The following is a 17,383-nucleotide window of genomic DNA, read 5'->3' on the forward strand; positions in this document are numbered from 1 at the left end:
CTATACTCCTTATTAAATTTTTAAATTATCTTTTCAACTTGTGAATATGAAATTTCAATCGGCGTGCTTCTACCAAAGATAGAAACATTTAATCTAAGCTTGCCGTGAAGCATATCATACTCTTCGACAATACCATTAAAATTCGCAAATGGTCCATCGATAATTCTAACAGTCTCGCCCTCATCAAAATTGATTTTTGGTTTTGGTGCTTGACGATTATTGATTTTTTCAAGAATTATTGCAATATCTTTTTCCAATAAAGGAGAAGGTTTTTTAGCCTCGCCGATAAAGCGACTAACTTTTGGCAAAATTTGAATTCTATGCCACAAAGTAGTGTCTAAATCTAAATTTGCAAAACAATATCCAGGATATAAACTTCTCTCTTTGATAGTTTGTTTTGTGTTTTTGACCTCGATAACATCTTCTGTGGGAACTAAAACCTCACCGATTTTATCTGCAAGCATCTCATCAGCTTTTAGAGCTTCGATAGCATTTTTTACTGCCATTTCACTGCCAGCATAAGTCTGAATTGCATACCATTTATGTGCCATAAAAAAACCTTTCTATGCAGTAATTGCAGTAGACATTAGAAAATCTACCAAAGCCAAAAATAACGCTATGACCACAACCACAACAACTACTGAAATATAAGCAGTTCTTGTTTGCTCTTTTGTTGGAAAAATTACCTTATCTAATTCTATTCTTGCTTGTCTATAATATTCTTTAATTTTTTCCATAATCCCTATCCTCGTGGCAGGGCAAGAGGGATTCGAACCCCCAACCATCGGATTTGGAATCCGGCGCTCTACCGTTGGAGCTATTGCCCTATAAACTTATTTAAGCTTAACTTCCTTGTGAAGTGTGTGTTTTTTTAATCTAGGGCAGTATTTTTTAAGTTCCAATTTTTCTGTTGTTGTTTTGCTGTTTTTATAAGTGCTGTAATTGATATCTCCGCACTCAGAACATTTTAGACCAATTTTTACTCTACTTGAATTTTTTGCCATATTACTTCCTTAAATTTAAAAAAACAGACGGATTCGAAAATCCGTCTGTATAAAAATTATGCAATGATGTTTGAAACAACACCTGAACCAACAGTTCTACCACCCTCACGGATAGCGAATCTTGTTCCTTGTTCAAGAGCAACAGGAGCGATAAGCTCAACTGTGATTTTAACATTATCACCAGGCATAACCATCTCTGTGCCAGCAGGTAGAGTGATTGAGCCAGTAACATCTGTTGTTCTAACATAGAATTGTGGTCTATAATTGTTAAAGAAAGGAGTGTGGCGTCCGCCTTCCTCTTTTGTTAGAATATAAACTTCACCTTCGAATTTTGTGTGAGGAGTGATTGATTTTGGTTTGCATAGAACCATACCTCTCTCAACTTCTTCTTTTTTAGTTCCTCTTAGCAATACACCGACATTATCGCCAGCTTCGCCTTGATCCATCTCTTTTCTAAACATCTCAACGCCAGTAACTGTTGTTGTTTGAGTTGGTTTAAGACCAACGATTTCGATTGTGTCGCCTACTTTAACAACACCTTTTTCGATTCTACCAGTTACAACTGTACCACGACCTGAGATTGAGAAGATATCTTCGATTGGCATCAAGAAATCTTTATCAGTGTCACGAGTTGGAGTTGGGATATAGCTATCAACAGCGTTCATAAGATCCATGATTTTTGCTGACCACTCGCCGTCGTTACCAGCTTTTGCCTCTTCAAGAGCTTGAAGTGCTGAACCAGCTACGATTGGAGTATCATCGCCTGGGAAGTTGTATTCATTTAGAAGCTCTCTAACTTCCATTTCAACTAGTTCTAGAAGCTCAGGATCATCAACCATATCAGTTTTGTTTAGGAAAACAACGATGTATGGAACACCAACTTGGCGAGATAGCAAGATGTGCTCTCTTGTTTGTGGCATAGGACCATCAGCTGCTGAAACAACTAGGATAGCGCCGTCCATTTGAGCAGCACCAGTAATCATGTTTTTAACATAGTCAGCGTGGCCTGGGCAATCAACGTGAGCATAGTGGCGAGACTCTGTTTCATACTCAATGTGAGATGTAGCGATAGTGATACCGCGCTCTTTTTCCTCAGGAGCATTATCGATATTGTCGTAATCTTTAAGCTCAGCAAGACCTCTTCTAGAAAGAACAGCAGAAATAGCAGCTGTCAAAGTAGTTTTACCATGATCGACGTGACCAATAGTACCAATGTTTACGTGTGGCTTGTTACGAGTAAATTTTTCTTTAGCCATCATATCCTCCGTTATTAATTTGTGGTTACACAATAAAAAACTAAGCAATTTTCTAAATGGAGCTCATAGCGGGACTTGAACCCGCGACCTCTTCCTTACCAAGGAAGTGCTCTACCTCTGAGCCATATGAGCATTACCCCTGGCCAAGAGAAATCGCTACCTACTATCTGACAATGTAAGACGAAATTTGGATATAAAAGCGTATAAAAGCATTAAGTTTTTACAGCTCCCAGTAAAACCCAAATGGAGCGGGAAACGGGGCTCGAACCCGCGACCCTCAGCTTGGAAGGCTGATGCTCTAGCCAACTGAGCTACTCCCGCATAGATTCATGGTGGTGAGACGTGGATTCGAACCACGGAAGACATAGTCAGCAGATTTACAGTCTGCCCTCGTTGGCCACTTGAGTATCTCACCTAATGAAAATCTGGTCAAACACTGTTACAAAAAAATGGAGCTGGTGAACGGACTTGAACCGCCGACCCACTGCTTACAAGGCAGTAGCTCTACCAACTGAGCTACACCAGCATTTTGAAATTGAAGTTTGGATTATATCTGAAAAAAAAATCTTTGTCAAGGTTTTTTTGAAAATTTTAAGTCAAAATTTCAAATTTTACTCCCCTTTTTGCTGCGGTATTATGTTTCCGCATTTTTTACACACCGCAAACGGCTTCGTGCAACTAAAAATAAAAATTTGCAAATTTCCACATTTTGGACATTTTACTAACTTTGGTTTTCCTGGAATTATGCCGTTGATTTTCATTTTTTATCCTTTATAATCGATTTTTTGTTTTTCTCGCAAAAGCGCAGGTATCGCGCCGTCTCGCCCTATGCCTAAAATTCGGCTTCTTAGCAAATTTATCTCACGCAGGCTCGCCTTTTTTTTATGCACGCTTGGATTTCGCACACTTTGCAGGGCAGTTATCTCGCCAAGCAAGGTGTAAAGTAGAAAATTTTCTAAATTTCTATCATTTAGCCTCTGAATTGCTTTTTTAATCCTAATTTGATTAAATAAAAATTTGTAAGTGCCTAAATTTGGGCGAGTATCAAACATATCTCGCACGGTGTAGTCCTTACCCTGCACCGAGTAAGGCACGGCTAAAATCTCTTTGTCAAAAATGCAAAGCCTTTTAAATAAAATTTTGACAAATTCGTAAATTTCAAGCTCCATAACCTTAGAATATCTCATCGAAATGGCGCTAAAATCGTAAATTTTATCATCTTTGTTGGCTAGGTATTCGATCTCGGCTGAGACTAAATTTTCCACGCTGTCGATATGTAAGATGTGAAAAATATCGCCGAAACAATACCTTGCCAAATTTTCTTTTACGCCCAAAAATTCGGCACTTTTATAGACATTTTTGTAAAAACACTCGCCACTGCTAAAATAATCAAGCGAATTTTTTTGTTCTACCACAAGCGGATAAACATAGTCGTTGCCGTAAATGCGGTAAGTCTTACCTCGCACCAAAAATCCGCTTAAAAAATCATCTCTGACGCGTTCGAAATCATTTCGCACAAGCTCACGCAAATCGCCTAAAATAAACCATTTCTCCACTTCTAAGCTCTCGTAGTAGCTCGGAGAGATTTCATCATCTAAGCTGTCTTTTACAGCGATGACTTTGGCTACATAAAGGCTAGAAAAATCGCTCAAAAATAGCTGAAAATAGGCATTTGTGTTCGCACTGGCATAAATTTCGTTTAGGGCGTTTTCATCTAAATTTTGCATATCCCTATCCTTGGCTCTGACCTTGCCAAATGCGACCTTGCCTTTGCTAAGCAAAATTTTTAAATGCTCTTCGATAACATTTGCCTTGAAATACGGGTTGTAAAGGATAAGGATATTTTTCATTTTTCACCTACCCATACCTAATATTGCACGACTAAATAAAGAAATAACAGAATCTAAACCTCTCCCAACCTCATTTGTTTCCACTTCTTTTTTATCGGAAACAGCCTTTTCGGAAACAGCCTTTTTTACACTCTTTTTCTTTTTAGGAGTTTTTACATTATCGTTTTTATATCGTTCATCGAAATTTACTATTATTTTCTCGCCAAAAACTTCACCAATCGCTTCTAAAAAGCCATTTATAACCTTTTCTAAATCTTTTAAATTCGTTTTTTCTAAATCAAATTTAAAATCTTCCGATTTGCTAAATTCTTGCAAATTTTTTGTGGCTTCATTGTCAAAATCTCCAAATTCTTGGCTAAAATCAAGACCAATGCTTTTTAATTTAGCCAAAATATCTTTTTTTGATTGTATGCTTGACTCTATGGCAAAGCGATATTCTTTATAAACACCATAAATTTTATCTACAATCTCATTTAGCTTGTTTGATTTTTTATCACACTCGCCAAGAAATTCATCGAGTGATTTTTTTTCATAATACCCTGTGATTTTATTTAAAGAGCTATAAGCACTAATCCCTACAAAATCTATCATATTGTCATCTAATATGCCTGAAATTTTCTCTATGATATTTTGTATATCGCTTTCGCTTCTTAAATCAGATTTATTTACGACTATATAAAGGTCTTTATTATCCAAATTTAATTCTTTTAAAAAATTTAAATCATCATTGGTTATAGTGCCACTTTCTGCACTGACTAACCATATAAATTTATTTGATTGAGCTAAAAATTCTTTTGCACTTTGTTTGTCATCGCTTTGCGCTCCTACTTTGGCTGGATTGTATCCAGGAGTATCGACAAAACAGACATTTTTATATTTCACAGCTGTTGTTAAAACCATAAAAGGTAAAATTTGTTTTAAATTGAAGCCCAATTTCGAAATAAAATCATGCGTCAATTTTGCTATAAAATTTTCAATTTTTCCTTGTGAATTTTTTAAATTTATAGATTTTTCAAAATTTGTTACTCCGCCTGTTTTGTTATATCCCAAAATCCCACTTTTGCCATCTATGATATACATAGGGATAGCAGTTGTCGGCTCGATAGACCTAGCTAGTTTTACGCCACCACTCATAAAGCTATTTATAAATTCACTTTTCCCAGCACTAAATCCACCACCAACAGGCAATAAAGTCTTGTCAAAAAGCTCCTTGCAGCTAGCAATCATCACAAGCTCATCTTTTATGGATTGTAAGATTATAAGTTGTTCTGCTTCGCTAGCTAGCGTGTCTTCTTTTTTGGCAAAATCTCTATAATCGTTATTTAAAATTTCATCAAATTTTCTAATACCACTATTTTCTAGCTTAGATGATAAAATTTCCGAAATTAGCGTGTGTTTTAAATTTAATTCATCGTAATTATTTTGCAAATTTTGCAAATTTTGCAAATTTTTTAAATTTTGATTGTTTTTGAAATTTAACTTTTCAAGATCACTCTTCATTTTTTCTCCCTCATTTTCTAAATTTATTATTTTAGCAGACGATTTCTCGTCTGCTTCTTTCATAAGCCTAATGTGCGTTTTTTCAAGCATTATCCACATTTTTAAGCTCCATTATGATTTGATTAAACTTCTCTATACTTCGCTTAGTGTTTTCTATGTTTGATTTAAGCTCGTTTATATCTTCATCATATTTAGCAAATATATTTTTACCGATATTTTGCGATTTTAAATCTCGCGTTAATGCTCCTATGGCATTTTTGATTTTTTCTTTTGCACTGCTTTGCAAATCATAAACAAAATCTCTTGCTTCTTCTAAAAACCTATCGGCGCTGTATCCCGTAAGCTCTCCACTTTTTCTTAAATTTTTAGGTAGCTCTTCTTTTTCGATAGTAGGAAATTCTACTTTTTTTACGATATTTATAATGGCTAGTTTTATAATATCAAGGTCTAAAATCTCATCTACGCTAGAATCAAATCTTATGGCTTCTAAAATTTTACTAGTAAGCGATTTTTTAAAATCCATAATATTTTTTTCATATTCTAACTCTGTCATATTTGAGAGTTCATTACAAAACTTATTTAAAGCAGAGCTTACCGCACCGGCTCTTACGGTAGTTTCGTAGCGTGTTTCATATTTTTTAGAAAATAAATCTATAAACCAATTTCTCTTAACCTGAACTTCATAAGACCTAGAACCTTCACTACTATCCATCTTTTCTTCGGTTGCATTAAAAAATTTATCCATTTGTTTAAACAATCTTTCTTTTGTATTAAACCCGAATTCTTCTATCAAACTCTCATAAGCCATATCCGCATTTGATATAGCCTTGTCTTTTATAGTTTGCATATTTTTGATTTTTTCATTTAACTCATTTATATCGGTGCTTTTGATTTTTTCTATTTTGTTTTCTTGCACTTTGATTAGCTCGTTTTGAAAAGCTTTTATATTTTTGTGCCAAACTTCTTCAAATTCAGCTTTTCGTTGTTTTAGAATTTCATCTTTTTTTATTTTAACGCCGTCAAATTTAGACTTTATAGCCTTGACGCCGTTTAATTTATCTAAATTTAACAAAGCACTTTCTTTGCTAGAAAAATAATCGCCATAATGTTTGTTTAGATTTGCCCAAACTACCTTTAAATTTTCATCCCATACTGCTTGGTTGTCAAATTTTTTAATGATTTCATAAGAGGCACTTGAAGTCAGTATCAAATCTGATTTCAGCATTTCATTTATATTAAAAACCGATTTTTCAAAGCTATTTAGCGATTTTGAAAAATTTGATAAATTTGTATTTTTTTGTGAATTTAGCGTCGTTTTTATGTTTTGTAGTGCCAAATCAAAATCACCACGCGATTTTTCTTTTTCGCTACCATAGAGTTGATTATCAGTTTGCGAAGCTACGACTAAAATTTCTCTAATGCCGTCTTTTGTGCTAATTCTCTCTAATAAATCCATATCAGAATTGCTCATAAATTGTCCTGCCGAGCTAACTATAAGCACGACATCGCAACCCTTTAAAAACTCTTTTGTGCGTTCTTCTCTCGAAACTATCGGATCATTGACGCCCGGGGTGTCAATGATTTCGACATTTTTTAAATTTTCGTTATCTATATAAAGTATGACAGATTTCGTCCAAGCTGTAAATTTGCCGTCAGCTCCGACATAATCTTTCAATTTTTCTTTTAATTCCGCCATAGTATCAGCACTAATTTGGCTACTTTCTTTAAGAGATGAAAAAGATAAATTCGAGTTTTCTAGCATAACTTGTTGTTCTTTATAAGCGCATAATGTTTTATTTTCATCTAAAACTCTTTTAGCGCTTCTTTGTGCTCTTTCTTCAATATCTTTTTTATCTATCTGCTGTCCCTTTTTTTGTGCTATGTCTTGTAAATTTTTAAACGCTTTTTCATATTCGTCTTTAAATTTTTTATCATACTCACTAGCACTTGTTTTGATTGTCTCTAAATCATCTTCATCATAAAATTCAATCTCAGCTTTTGGTGCAGTATCATACCTTAGCACAGTCAAAGCCGCCGTCATCGGTGTAGCGGCTTTTGGTAAAATGTCTTCTCCGTCAAAAAACAAAGCGTTTAAAAGTGAGCTTTTTCCTGCTTTGACACGACCGATAATACCTATTTTAAGCAATCTATTTTCATCGTTTATTTCAGCTATTCGTTTTGCTAGTTTTTCGCTTTTTTCTAGCGATAAATCTATAACTTTGCTAGTATCGATACTGTATTTTTCAATGACTTTTTCTAAATTTTGTGTTAATTTTACTATATCCATAAATCTTCCTTTTTTGATTAAATTAAGTTTGCAAATTCTCATTGAAAAAATTTGCAAACAATGCCACTTCTAATACAAATTCTCGCTTGATAGCCTTGCAAGTCTCTCTTTCGCATCTTTTAGGGCTGAAATTTTATTTTCTATTTCATTGGCATTTTCACTTCTTAAAGATACGGCTTTTGCGATTTCATCTCTTTTTTGTGTTAATTGAGCTTCAAATTCATCGCTTGCAGCCGCAACGATATTTGAAATCTGTTCGCCAAAAACAGCATTAATTTCATCTTTTAATCTGCCTTTGATTTTTGGTATCACGCTTGAAATAATCTGATTTTTTATCTCATCTTTTTTACTATTTTTTGTAAAAAATGAAATAATTTCTGGTAAGAATACAACTACAAGTTCTAAAACAGGATTTACAACATTTGTCGCAATACTTAAAATAGTAGTAAGAGCCTTATAGACCCTACCTGCTTTTTCAGCATTTTCCTTCATAGTTGTGCTTAATGAATTTAAACCACCCATAGCATTGTTTAATAAACTTTCTATGCCACTTGAAACTTTTTCTAGCCAAGTATCATCTATGGCAAAATTTGCTAAATTTAGCCCTTTTAATTCAAATTTAAAATCTCCAACTATATCTGAACTAATAGAATTTAGCTTTCTTCTACTCTCCCTAATAAGCGTATTTTGGATAATGTCATTTAGCTCGGATTCAAAACCTGCCCCACTCACAGCCAAATTTGCTAGATTATCTGCGCTATCATACAAATCTCGCTCTATGCTTCTGACGATACTATCTGCTGTGTTTGAGCTGTATTTAGCCTGAATATCAGCAATAGCACTTTCTTTTTTATCTTGCAATTTTGCCACTGCGCTTTCTAACTCTCTTATGGCTTTATCGCTTGCTTCTTTATCATTTTGAAGTGTGTTTATTTGCGTAGTAATGGCACTTTCTATCGTAAAACTATCGCTTTTTAAATCAGGCAAAACAATACTTTTAAATAGCTCTTTGCTATCGATTGATGATAAAATTTTGCCCAAATTATCGCCATCATCTAATCCGATAACAACGACTTCTTTATCGTAGTCAAAATAATCTTGAAGCTGTGATTTTATATGTGATTTGATACGCTCTACATCGTCACCTGAACGCAAATTTGCTTTGCTTACACATACTATAAAATCTTTTGAAAGCTCACTGATATTTTGTAATTCACGCATAACTTTATTTGTTATACCGCCCTCTTCGACGCTAATTAAAACTATAAAAAATTTACCTTTGGAAAGATAGTTTAAGATAGCTTTATTATGCAATGATACAGGAGAGTCAAAGCCTGGCATATCGACTAAAATAAGCGGTTCGATATTTTTTAAATTTTCATTATCTAAAAACGCTTTAACATACTCGTATTTATCTGAATTTTCATTTATAGATTTGCTTTTTGAAATTTCAAAATTATCAAATTTATCATCATCAAAAACGGCTTCGAAACGCTCGTTTTTATCATATATAAGCTCTGTTGCAAGAGCTGTTTCAGGTGTAATAGCCACAGATAAAATTTGATTTTTTAAAAACGAGTTTATAAAAGTGCTTTTCCCTGCACTAAATCCACCGATAACTGGGGCGATTAAACGCACTTCGTCAATGGCTTTGCTTAACTCTTTTTGCTTGGTTGTATCAAAGCCAATACCTTGCAAAATCCCACAAACTTCATCTAAATACGATTTGTATTTAACCTGTAAATTTTTCATATTTTCTCCTTAAAAAAATTTTTACTTCATCAAACAAACTATTTCAAATTTGTTTGATGAAGCAAATTTCACAAGTAAAATTTACTCATTTTTCTTTTAATTATATAATCTCCTTATCTCTTCAATTTCTTTTCGAATTTTTTCATTTTCTTGCTTTATATAGCTCGTATCTATGCCGTGAAAAAGCATTTCATATTTTTTGACTGCATTATTCGAAAATGCAGCTACAAGTGCGACATTTGGTTTATTAACCAAACCAAGAGCATATATATCGCCTTTGTCATTATAATGCCTTACTTCAACTCCAAAATCATTTTTTATTGAGTTAAGCACACCTTTTTTATACTCTTTAATACTTGCGTAAATTTTTTCATTATGAGATAACTCTTTTCTCTTTTTTTCTACTTTTGGTTCGCTATGATTGCTCTTAGTTTCTGCCTGTGGCTCGTCATCGTTATTTGTAGTTTTATCATTTTTTGGCTCACAGACGCCACCGCTTCCACGCAAAAATTTAAGCAAAGACCACGCCATTATCTTAATCTCGCTTTCATATTTTGTATAGTTTGATTTGCTTCTTCCACTCTTTTTAAAATTTGAGCTTCTTGTTCTTTTATATTTTGCACAGCTTTATTATTTTCGTCGATTTTTTCTTGCAGTGCCAAAATCAGAATTTTTACGGCTTTTTCTAGTCTTGCTTCCCTATTTTCATAAATTTTATCTGGTCTGCACATTGTATTTATCTGCTCTTTTAGCTCATTTATACCACTACATTTTATTAGCTCTGTATCGTTTTGCAAATTCCCATCAACATAACTTAAAGTTTCTATGCTAAAAACTTTCGCATTTGCACCAAATTCACTTTGAATTTGCTCTTTTATTTTTTCTATGGCTCTTTGAATATCATCATCGCTTTTTTCTTCTATATGATTTATGACAAAGATTGTCTTACCAAAAAACGATTTAACGCTATTTAGCTCATTTATCAGACTATGCAAATAGCCTATCTCATCTTTTTTCAGCTCGCCACCAGATAAAGAGTGCAAAAATATATTCACATCGGACATAAACTCATCGCCAAGAGCCTTTTCATCATCATTTAGCGTAGCATTTAGCCCGGGAGTATCTGTGTAAATAATGCCCCTATGCTCCACGCTTTTGGTTTCTAGCGTTTCTCGCTTGTCGGCTACTTTAAAAGTTTCGTTTTCAAAATCATCTATCAAAGCATTTAAAAGCGAACTTTTGCCACTATTATAAATCCCCATACACAAAACAATCGGCTTTTCATCTTGCAAATTTTTTAGTTTTTCTACAAGTTTTCTTTTTTCGTCGATACTCATCTTAATCCTTTTATAAAATTTGACTAAACCAACCCGCATTTAGCGGACTTGTTTAGCGAAATTTAAAGGCTTTTGGCGAGTGAAATTCGCAAATTTAGAAATTTTGCAAATTCGCAAATTTTCACTCGCACATTAGCCTACGATTTCTAAGAGCGAGGAAATGGTTTATCTCCCACAAGCATGTCTTTTACGAGACCCAAGACACCGCCAATTTGACTTCCAGTATTTACCCTTGGCACTTCGATTTTCACTTCATTTTTCTCATCATGCGTTTTTTGCAAATCCCTAGCGTCAGATAAAATATCTTCAAATTCATATTTTAAATCTTCGCCACTATCTAGCTTTTCATCGATTTTATCGCATAGCTCATCATTATCGTCCATAGCCTCCTTGGCTTGTTCGAGTTTCGCACTTTTCTCATCGATTTCTTTGATTGCAAATTCACAAAGCGCGATTATCAAATTCACCTCCAAATCCCATTGTCTAATGAGTTCTGGGGCGTTTTTTGCCCACTCGCTTTGTAGATTTGTCTTGTCATATCCGCCAGTGCAGCCAAACTCCTCAGCCTCCTCAGATATATCAGCCAATCTCTGCCTCAAATCATCTAAACTCTCATCAAGCTCGCTAAGCGTCGCCTCCGTATCTACAAAACCACTTACACCACCGACTACTGCGCTTTCATCAAAAATTCCCAAATCCATATCTTTCTCCTTGTTTTTTAAATTTCTCTCACATTTAAATATCGTTTGCAAATATCAGCTCCCAGAAACGCATTATTCTTTTTCTTGCCCCAACCAAAAGCTTCGTCTATGGCTTCGCACTTTTCGTCAATAACCTCAGAAATGTTTGAAGCCGTGCTTTCTATGGCGTCTTTCACGCTCTCGAAACCATCACAAACGCTCTCTATGACATCATCGACTTTTTCGGCGAATTCGTCATCTTCTTCGCACCTACTTTTGACATACGCTAACGCACCTACTCCTGCTATCGCACCTACGCCTAAACCTAAGAAAAACTTCCACATTTTTCATCCTTTCGTAAAAAATTTATGGTATTTTACGAAATGGCTGCGACAGGGTTTGTCGTTTCTCATAAATTTCCGCCATTTTTTAGATAATCTTGCAAAATTTTTTCAAATTTACTTTGCAAATTTGCTGGTTCGATGATTTTGATATATGGCAGATAGAGTTTTACGAAATTTAAAATTTCATCTTCAAACGCCGCAGTTACGGCGAGTATGGCGAATTTGTCGTTTTTATCAATAAAATTTTGTGTGATGAAAAATTTTTTGCGCCCAAGGTATGCAAGCGCAGTATTATCCACACGCAATCTCGCATTTATGGGACTAGATGAAAACCAGTGATTTTTATTTTCTTTGATTTGGGCTAGTTTTTTGATTTCTGGCGAAAAGGTTTGCTCCAAAACATCTAAATTTGAAATTTTCTCAAATGTAAATGTCTTTAAAACGCCCATTTCATCGCATAGCACATACCACACCCCAAGACGAAAAATAAAGGCATAAGGCTTTGCGGTGCGCTCCTTGCCCGAGTAAGTGAAATTTAAAATATTGTGATTTTTGATAGCGTAGCAAATCTCCTCAAAATCCCTTTTGAGCGTGGAATTTGGGGCAAATTTGTCAAATTTGGCGTCGATTTTATAAACGCCGTTTAGCAGGTCTGTGATTTCCTCGCTTCCAAAGCTAGGGAAAATCTCGCTAATGCCTAAATTTCGTGCTAGGCTAAGCGAGCAGGTATCTAGAAACCCCCCCCCAACGCAGTTTGCGTGAGTTACACCGTTTTTGGTCTCAAACTCAAATCCATACGCTCTAAGCGCCTTCAAATCCCTCTGTATCGTCCGAACATCTACGCCAAATTCGCTTTGCAAATCTTTCTCGCGAAAGCTCTCGCCCAAAAACGCAAATTGCATAAATTTAAGAAGTCTAATGGCGATATTTTCGCGACTATCTTTGGTTTTGCCCATTATCTTTTTCATTGTCCATTACCTAAAAATAAAGCTTATATTGTATCTTTTTCGCCTTAAAACCAAGCAATTAAAAGTTAAAATTTTGGTAAATTTAACTTATGCTATAATCACGCTTTGAAATTTACAAAAAGGTAAAAAGATGAAAATCGTTCCTTGGATTATCGTTATATTTATGATTTATGTGGTGTATTATTTTATTTCTCGTTCCGAAAAGCGCATCACAGCGCTAGAAAAGCGACTAAACCAAGCCGAGAGCAACTACGACGAGCTAAAAAAACAGATCGAAACCAACCGCATGCTAATCCAAGAAAACAGCCCAAAAGAGCCAGAAGCAGAAGAAAACGCCTACGAAGATTGAAATTTGGGGTTAAATTTAGATTTAACCCAGACTACCCCAACGCCCTAGCAATCAGTTCTAACGGATTTACGCATTTCATATCGATCTGCGCTAAGCCAAAGGCGTTATTTAGCTGCATTCTGCACGCGCTACACTCCGCACTTACGATTTTTAGGGGGCTATCTTTGAGCGAGGCGACCTTGTCTAAGCCAGCCTTGCGCGAGAGATGATATTTTTCGCTCTGCATTGTTACACCGCCAAATCCACAGCATTGATCGGCGTTTGGCATTTCGATTATTTCGTAATTTTGCGAGAGCAAATTTCGCGGTTCGCGCCAAATTCCTTGCATTTTGCGTGAGTGGCACGGATCGTGGTAGGTGATTTGCCCTATTTTTCCGCGCTCTGATAAAATTTCTTTTAAATTTGTAAATTTATCAAAATACTCCGTCGCTAGATAAATTTTACTCGCCACAGCCTTTGCGCGCTCTTGCCAATGCGAATCGCCCTCGAAAAAATGCACATAATCGACTTTTAGCATACCAGAGCATGTCGCCTCTGGCACAACGATAGCATCGAGATTAGCTAGCATTTTTTCAAAATACTCTATGTTAAATTTCGCATTTTTCTCCACAGAGCCAAAATCCCCAGTAAAATACTGCGGCGCACCACAGCAGGCTTGCTTTTTCATCAAATTCACATTGATTTTAAGCTCTTTTGCGATTTTCAAAAACGCTTCGCCAATGCCAGTATATGCGTAGTTTCCCATACAGCCGATAAAAAGCCCGATAGTTTTGCTTCCGCCATTGTCGATAAACTCGGCGTGCGAGTTCATAAAGCTTTTTTTCGCTAAGCTAGGCAGTGTGCGCTCCACGCTCATCATCGGCACCGAAAATCGCGGTCTCATCGTATTTCCGCGCTCGCTGTCTTTTTGTGTCTTAAAGGCGCACGGCACGAAAAAATACCCTAGTCTTGCTGCTAAATCCAAAATTTTGCGGTGGCTCAAAAACCAAAACGCAACCCTTTTATACCACGCTATGCCAAATTTTTGCGCGATTTTGTAGCGCGCGTTTTCGATCGCAGTATCGGTAGGCAGGGAGTCGTTGCACACATCGACACAACTCGTGCATAAAAAACAGCTCTCAAAGATATTTTTCATATTTTTATCGAGTTCGAGTTCGCCCCGCTCGACCGCACCAAGCAGGTCTAAAAACCCGCGTGGGCTGGTAACTTCGTCGCTATTGATATTATGAATCGTGCAGGCTGGAATACATTTGCCACATTTTACGCATTTATCACTTAGGGTTTTGAAATCATACATTTTTTACACCGTTTTTGAGAATTTTTTCTCGCCCAAATTTTTATGCATATACTCATCAAAGCACATTGCGATATTGCGGATTAGAAGCGTTCCAGTCGGCGTTACGCTAAGCTCATCGTCTGAAATTTTCACGAAATCTTTAAGATATTCAAGCTCTTTTAGCGAATTTGCAAAATGCTCGAAAAATTTAACACCATGCTTAGCTTCGATCTCTTTGATATTTACCCTGAAATTCGCCATTAGGCTCATTACGACATCTTTGCGAAGCAAATCCTCGCTATTTAGCAAAATTCCTTTGAAAAACGGCAATTTTCCGCTATCAATCGCCTCCTCATACGGCGCCATATCTTTGAAATTTTGCGCATAATGCCGCGCACCCTCGCCGATACTCGTTAGCCCAATGCCCACCAAATCCGCGCCACCTTTTGTGGTGTAACCTTGGAAATTTCTATGAAGCGTGCCATTTTTAAGGGCTGCGTGAAGCTCATCTGTTGGCTTAGAGTAGTGATCCATGCCGATTGGCTCGTATCCATTAGCGGTCAAAAAATCATGAGTAAATTTTAAAATTTCAAGCTTGATTTTTGGCGCAGGAAGCGTGCTTTCGTCGAATTTACGCATTGATTTTTTTATCCATGGAACATGGGCGTAATTAAATATCGCAAAACGATCTGGATTAAGGCTAAGGGCTAAATTTAGCGTTTCTTGGAAAGTCGCTAAATTTTGGTATGGCAAACCATAAATCAAATCCATATTAATCGACTTTATCCCAGCCTTTCGCGCCATATCCATTACGCTTTTTGTCAGCTCATAAGGCTGAATTCTATGGATTTCTTTTTGCACGCGCTCGTTGAAGTCCTGCACGCCGTAACTTATGCGGTTAAATCCATGCGAAATAAGCACATCAAGCTGCTGTTGTGTGAGAAATCTAGGGTCAATCTCACAGCTAATCTCAGCGTCAGCACTGAAATTTTTAAAATGTTTTTTTATGTTTTTTATGTGGCGATCAAGTTGTTCGGCGTCGAAATATGTCGGTGTGCCACCACCAAAGTGCATTTGCGTAACCACTCTGCTAGCGTCTAAATGCTCGCACAAAATATCCATTTCGCGATTTATGTAGTCTAAATACCTGTCCATTTTATCGCGTTTGCCAGTGTAGATGACATTACAGCCACAAAAATAGCACGCCGAACGGCAAAACGGCATGTGAAAATAAAGCGAAAGCGGGGCATTTTTATCTTGGGTTTTTAGCTCATTTATATACTGCTCGTAGCTGAAATTTTGGCTAAATTCTAGCGCAGTGGGATAGCTCGTATAGCGCGGTCCTGGGCGCGAAAATTTAGCATACGCGTCAAAATCAATGTTTGCCATTTCTGCTCCTTACTAACTCTTCGATATCTATAAATAAATTTGGGTGTGATTGCTTCACGCGCGAAACTATGGCGTCTAAATCTAAATTTATCTTTTTTATGCTTGGGTTTTCGCTCGTGATTTTACGGATCTCGTCCATGCACACGATCCACGCATCGCCAAAATCCACTGGGGCTTGCTGTAAAATCGAACGCTCTAATTTTAGGTTGAAATTCTCTGCAATCGCCCCTTTTGCGACTTGGATTAGATTATTTAGCGATTTTAAAGATACCATTGTGTGCAATTCGCCACTCTCATCTATCCCAAACCACGGCTCCTCGTCGCTCCATGAACCCTTTTTTAGTGTTAGTTTTTTTTCGTTTGTTTGCGGGTCGTGCGAAATCTCAAAAACCGTGCTATTAGCGTCCTCGATACCGAAAAATTCATTGATTTGATCAATTTTTGTTAATGCTTTGTCGTTTTTTTCCACTTAATTACCTCTGTGTCTATCTAGCCATACCATTACGCCCTTTTGGCCGTGCAATCTGTTTTCAGCCTCGCTAAAAACATCGCCCGCATGAGCTTCTATAATCTCATCACTGACCTCGTATCCGCGATACGCTGGCAAGCAATGCAAGAAAATAGCATCTTTTTTAGCTAGGCTCATCATATCTTTATCTACGCAAAATCCCTCGAAGAGCTTAACTTTGCGCTCTTTTTCGCTCTCTTGTCCCATTGAAACCCAAGTATCAGTCGTAACGACATCTACGCCACAAACCGCCTCGCGCGGATCGTGAGTATAGATGATTTTTGCCCCTGAAATTTTGGCGTTTTTCTCAGCTTGTGCTACGATAGACGCATCAGCCTCATAGCCCTTTGGCGTAGCGATTCTAAGCTCAAATCCCAAAATCGAAGCCAGCGAAATCCAAGTATGCGCCATATTGTTTCCGTCCCCGATATACGCCACGCAGTCCCCACTAGCACGCTCTTGCATAGTAAGATAATCCGCGATTAATTGCACCGGGTGGAGATAATCGCTAAGGCCATTTATCACAGGCACGGCTGAGTATTTGGCGAATTCTTCCAAATCACTTTGTTTATAAACCCTAAGCATAGCCATATCGACCATGCTAGAAATCACACGCGCAGTATCCCTCACAGGCTCGCCACGACCGAGTTGAATATCTTTCGAGCTTAAAAACAGCGCTTGTCCGCCTAGCTGATACATACCAGTCTCAAAGCTCACGCGCGTTCTAGTCGAGCTTTTTTCAAAAATCATTGCTAGGGTTTGGTTTTTTAGATACGGTTTGTAATCCTTCGCTTTGGCTTCTTTTTTAATCTCGGCCGCAAGGCGCAAAATTTCAAAAATTTCATCTTTGCTAAAATCTTCAAAAGTCAAAAAATGTCGCATA

At 36.7% G+C, this 17,383-nt stretch carries 19 protein-coding genes and 5 tRNA genes; 1 reads left to right on the plus strand and 23 read right to left on the minus strand.

Features of this window, described 5'->3' with window-relative positions; all coding sequences use genetic code 11:
* Positions 1-20: 20 nt before the first annotated feature.
* The 19 genes from nusG to PF027_RS05590 form a co-directional block, all read right to left on the minus strand.
* The gene (gene nusG, locus PF027_RS05500; protein WP_270859322.1) at positions 21-551 is read right to left on the minus strand and encodes a transcription termination/antitermination protein NusG; all 531 of its coding nucleotides are present in this window, start codon (positions 549-551) and stop codon (positions 21-23) included.
* 12 nt (positions 552-563) lie between these two features.
* Positions 564-737, minus strand: coding sequence for a preprotein translocase subunit SecE (gene secE / locus PF027_RS05505; protein WP_270859321.1), 174 nt, complete (start codon positions 735-737; stop codon positions 564-566).
* Positions 738-751: 14 nt separating this feature from the next.
* Positions 752-827, minus strand: a tRNA-Trp gene (locus PF027_RS05510).
* 6 nt (positions 828-833) lie between these two features.
* Entirely contained in the window at positions 834-1,004 is a 171-nt protein-coding gene (gene rpmG / locus PF027_RS05515; RefSeq protein WP_270859320.1) for a 50S ribosomal protein L33, read from the minus strand.
* A 56-nt stretch (positions 1,005-1,060) separates the two neighbouring features.
* On the minus strand, positions 1,061-2,260 hold the full coding sequence (tuf, locus tag PF027_RS05520) for an elongation factor Tu (protein WP_270859319.1): 1,200 nt from the start codon (positions 2,258-2,260) through the stop codon (positions 1,061-1,063).
* Between the two features lie 57 nt (positions 2,261-2,317).
* A tRNA-Thr gene (locus PF027_RS05525) sits at positions 2,318-2,392 on the minus strand.
* 112 nt (positions 2,393-2,504) lie between these two features.
* Positions 2,505-2,581, minus strand: a tRNA-Gly gene (locus PF027_RS05530).
* 9 nt (positions 2,582-2,590) lie between these two features.
* Positions 2,591-2,675 (minus strand) — tRNA-Tyr (locus tag PF027_RS05535).
* Positions 2,676-2,710: 35 nt separating this feature from the next.
* Positions 2,711-2,786 (minus strand) — tRNA-Thr (locus tag PF027_RS05540).
* 85 nt (positions 2,787-2,871) lie between these two features.
* Positions 2,872-3,021 (minus strand): hypothetical protein, encoded by a 150-nt coding sequence (locus tag PF027_RS05545; protein WP_270859318.1) that lies wholly within the window; start codon positions 3,019-3,021, stop codon positions 2,872-2,874.
* A 3-nt stretch (positions 3,022-3,024) separates the two neighbouring features.
* Positions 3,025-4,110: an HP0729 family protein gene (locus PF027_RS05550; RefSeq protein WP_270872428.1), complete on the minus strand. Its 1,086-nt coding sequence runs from the start codon at positions 4,108-4,110 to the stop codon at positions 3,025-3,027.
* A 3-nt stretch (positions 4,111-4,113) separates the two neighbouring features.
* Positions 4,114-5,610, minus strand: a complete 1,497-nt coding sequence (locus PF027_RS05555; protein ID WP_270872429.1) for a dynamin family protein — start codon at positions 5,608-5,610, stop codon at positions 4,114-4,116.
* Between the two features lie 82 nt (positions 5,611-5,692).
* On the minus strand, positions 5,693-7,897 hold the full coding sequence (locus PF027_RS05560) for a dynamin family protein (protein ID WP_270872430.1): 2,205 nt from the start codon (positions 7,895-7,897) through the stop codon (positions 5,693-5,695).
* 69 nt (positions 7,898-7,966) lie between these two features.
* Positions 7,967-9,649, minus strand: a complete 1,683-nt coding sequence (locus PF027_RS05565; protein WP_270872431.1) for a dynamin family protein — start codon at positions 9,647-9,649, stop codon at positions 7,967-7,969.
* Between the two features lie 96 nt (positions 9,650-9,745).
* Positions 9,746-10,180 carry a hypothetical protein gene (locus PF027_RS05570; protein WP_270872432.1) on the minus strand — a complete coding sequence of 145 codons (435 nt, stop codon included), beginning with the start codon at positions 10,178-10,180 and terminating at the stop codon, positions 9,746-9,748.
* Positions 10,180-10,986, minus strand: a complete 807-nt coding sequence (locus tag PF027_RS05575) for a GTPase (RefSeq protein WP_270872433.1) — start codon at positions 10,984-10,986, stop codon at positions 10,180-10,182. The genes PF027_RS05570 and PF027_RS05575 overlap by 1 nt, the downstream gene beginning before the upstream one ends.
* A 146-nt stretch (positions 10,987-11,132) precedes the next feature.
* Positions 11,133-11,687 carry a hypothetical protein gene (locus PF027_RS05580; protein WP_270872434.1) on the minus strand — a complete coding sequence of 185 codons (555 nt, stop codon included), beginning with the start codon at positions 11,685-11,687 and terminating at the stop codon, positions 11,133-11,135.
* Positions 11,688-11,704: 17 nt separating this feature from the next.
* The gene (locus PF027_RS05585) at positions 11,705-12,010 is read right to left on the minus strand and encodes a YtxH domain-containing protein (protein WP_270872435.1); all 306 of its coding nucleotides are present in this window, start codon (positions 12,008-12,010) and stop codon (positions 11,705-11,707) included.
* Positions 12,011-12,075: 65 nt separating this feature from the next.
* Entirely contained in the window at positions 12,076-12,978 is a 903-nt protein-coding gene (locus PF027_RS05590; RefSeq protein ID WP_270877222.1) for a helix-turn-helix transcriptional regulator, read from the minus strand.
* Positions 12,979-13,108: 130 nt separating this feature from the next.
* Between PF027_RS05590 and PF027_RS05595 the strand changes: the two genes are divergently transcribed.
* Positions 13,109-13,327 (plus strand): hypothetical protein, encoded by a 219-nt coding sequence (locus tag PF027_RS05595; RefSeq protein ID WP_270859308.1) that lies wholly within the window; start codon positions 13,109-13,111, stop codon positions 13,325-13,327.
* Between the two features lie 31 nt (positions 13,328-13,358).
* Here PF027_RS05595 and PF027_RS05600 read toward each other — a convergent pair whose 3' ends face one another.
* From PF027_RS05600 to argF, 4 genes are read right to left on the minus strand one after another with little or no spacing between them, the layout of a single operon-like run.
* The gene (locus PF027_RS05600; protein ID WP_270877223.1) at positions 13,359-14,624 is read right to left on the minus strand and encodes a (Fe-S)-binding protein; all 1,266 of its coding nucleotides are present in this window, start codon (positions 14,622-14,624) and stop codon (positions 13,359-13,361) included.
* A 3-nt stretch (positions 14,625-14,627) separates the two neighbouring features.
* The gene (hemN, locus tag PF027_RS05605; protein ID WP_270877224.1) at positions 14,628-15,992 is read right to left on the minus strand and encodes an oxygen-independent coproporphyrinogen III oxidase; all 1,365 of its coding nucleotides are present in this window, start codon (positions 15,990-15,992) and stop codon (positions 14,628-14,630) included.
* Positions 15,979-16,461, minus strand: a complete 483-nt coding sequence (locus tag PF027_RS05610) for a DUF2603 domain-containing protein (RefSeq protein ID WP_270865587.1) — start codon at positions 16,459-16,461, stop codon at positions 15,979-15,981. The genes hemN and PF027_RS05610 overlap by 14 nt, the downstream gene beginning before the upstream one ends.
* On the minus strand, positions 16,462-17,382 hold the full coding sequence (argF, locus tag PF027_RS05615) for an ornithine carbamoyltransferase (RefSeq protein WP_270873504.1): 921 nt from the start codon (positions 17,380-17,382) through the stop codon (positions 16,462-16,464). It lies immediately after the preceding gene.
* Position 17,383 lies beyond the last annotated feature (1 nt).

The organism is Campylobacter sp. VBCF_01 NA2, assembly GCF_027797205.1.
GTDB lineage: Bacteria > Campylobacterota > Campylobacteria > Campylobacterales > Campylobacteraceae > Campylobacter_B.

Excerpts from the sequence above, each read along its gene's own strand:
- nusG (WP_270859322.1), bottom strand. The coding sequence starts at position 551 with ATGGCACATAAATGGTATGCAATTCAGACTTATGCTGGCAGTGAAATG.
- secE (WP_270859321.1), bottom strand. The coding sequence starts at position 737 with ATGGAAAAAATTAAAGAATATTATAGACAAGCAAGAATAGAATTAGAT.
- rpmG (WP_270859320.1), bottom strand. The coding sequence starts at position 1,004 with ATGGCAAAAAATTCAAGTAGAGTAAAAATTGGTCTAAAATGTTCTGAG.
- tuf (WP_270859319.1), bottom strand. The coding sequence starts at position 2,260 with ATGGCTAAAGAAAAATTTACTCGTAACAAGCCACACGTAAACATTGGT.
- PF027_RS05545 (WP_270859318.1), bottom strand. The coding sequence starts at position 3,021 with ATGAAAATCAACGGCATAATTCCAGGAAAACCAAAGTTAGTAAAATGT.
- PF027_RS05550 (WP_270872428.1), bottom strand. The coding sequence starts at position 4,110 with ATGAAAAATATCCTTATCCTTTACAACCCGTATTTCAAGGCAAATGTT.
- PF027_RS05555 (WP_270872429.1), bottom strand. The coding sequence starts at position 5,610 with ATGAAGAGTGATCTTGAAAAGTTAAATTTCAAAAACAATCAAAATTTA.
- PF027_RS05560 (WP_270872430.1), bottom strand. The coding sequence starts at position 7,897 with ATGGATATAGTAAAATTAACACAAAATTTAGAAAAAGTCATTGAAAAA.
- PF027_RS05565 (WP_270872431.1), bottom strand. The coding sequence starts at position 9,649 with ATGAAAAATTTACAGGTTAAATACAAATCGTATTTAGATGAAGTTTGT.
- PF027_RS05570 (WP_270872432.1), bottom strand. The coding sequence starts at position 10,180 with ATGGCGTGGTCTTTGCTTAAATTTTTGCGTGGAAGCGGTGGCGTCTGT.
- PF027_RS05575 (WP_270872433.1), bottom strand. The coding sequence starts at position 10,986 with ATGAGTATCGACGAAAAAAGAAAACTTGTAGAAAAACTAAAAAATTTG.
- PF027_RS05580 (WP_270872434.1), bottom strand. The coding sequence starts at position 11,687 with ATGGATTTGGGAATTTTTGATGAAAGCGCAGTAGTCGGTGGTGTAAGT.
- PF027_RS05585 (WP_270872435.1), bottom strand. The coding sequence starts at position 12,010 with ATGTGGAAGTTTTTCTTAGGTTTAGGCGTAGGTGCGATAGCAGGAGTA.
- PF027_RS05590 (WP_270877222.1), bottom strand. The coding sequence starts at position 12,978 with ATGAAAAAGATAATGGGCAAAACCAAAGATAGTCGCGAAAATATCGCC.
- PF027_RS05595 (WP_270859308.1), top strand. The coding sequence starts at position 13,109 with ATGAAAATCGTTCCTTGGATTATCGTTATATTTATGATTTATGTGGTG.
- PF027_RS05600 (WP_270877223.1), bottom strand. The coding sequence starts at position 14,624 with ATGTATGATTTCAAAACCCTAAGTGATAAATGCGTAAAATGTGGCAAA.
- hemN (WP_270877224.1), bottom strand. The coding sequence starts at position 15,992 with ATGGCAAACATTGATTTTGACGCGTATGCTAAATTTTCGCGCCCAGGA.
- argF (WP_270873504.1), bottom strand. The coding sequence starts at position 17,382 with ATGCGACATTTTTTGACTTTTGAAGATTTTAGCAAAGATGAAATTTTT.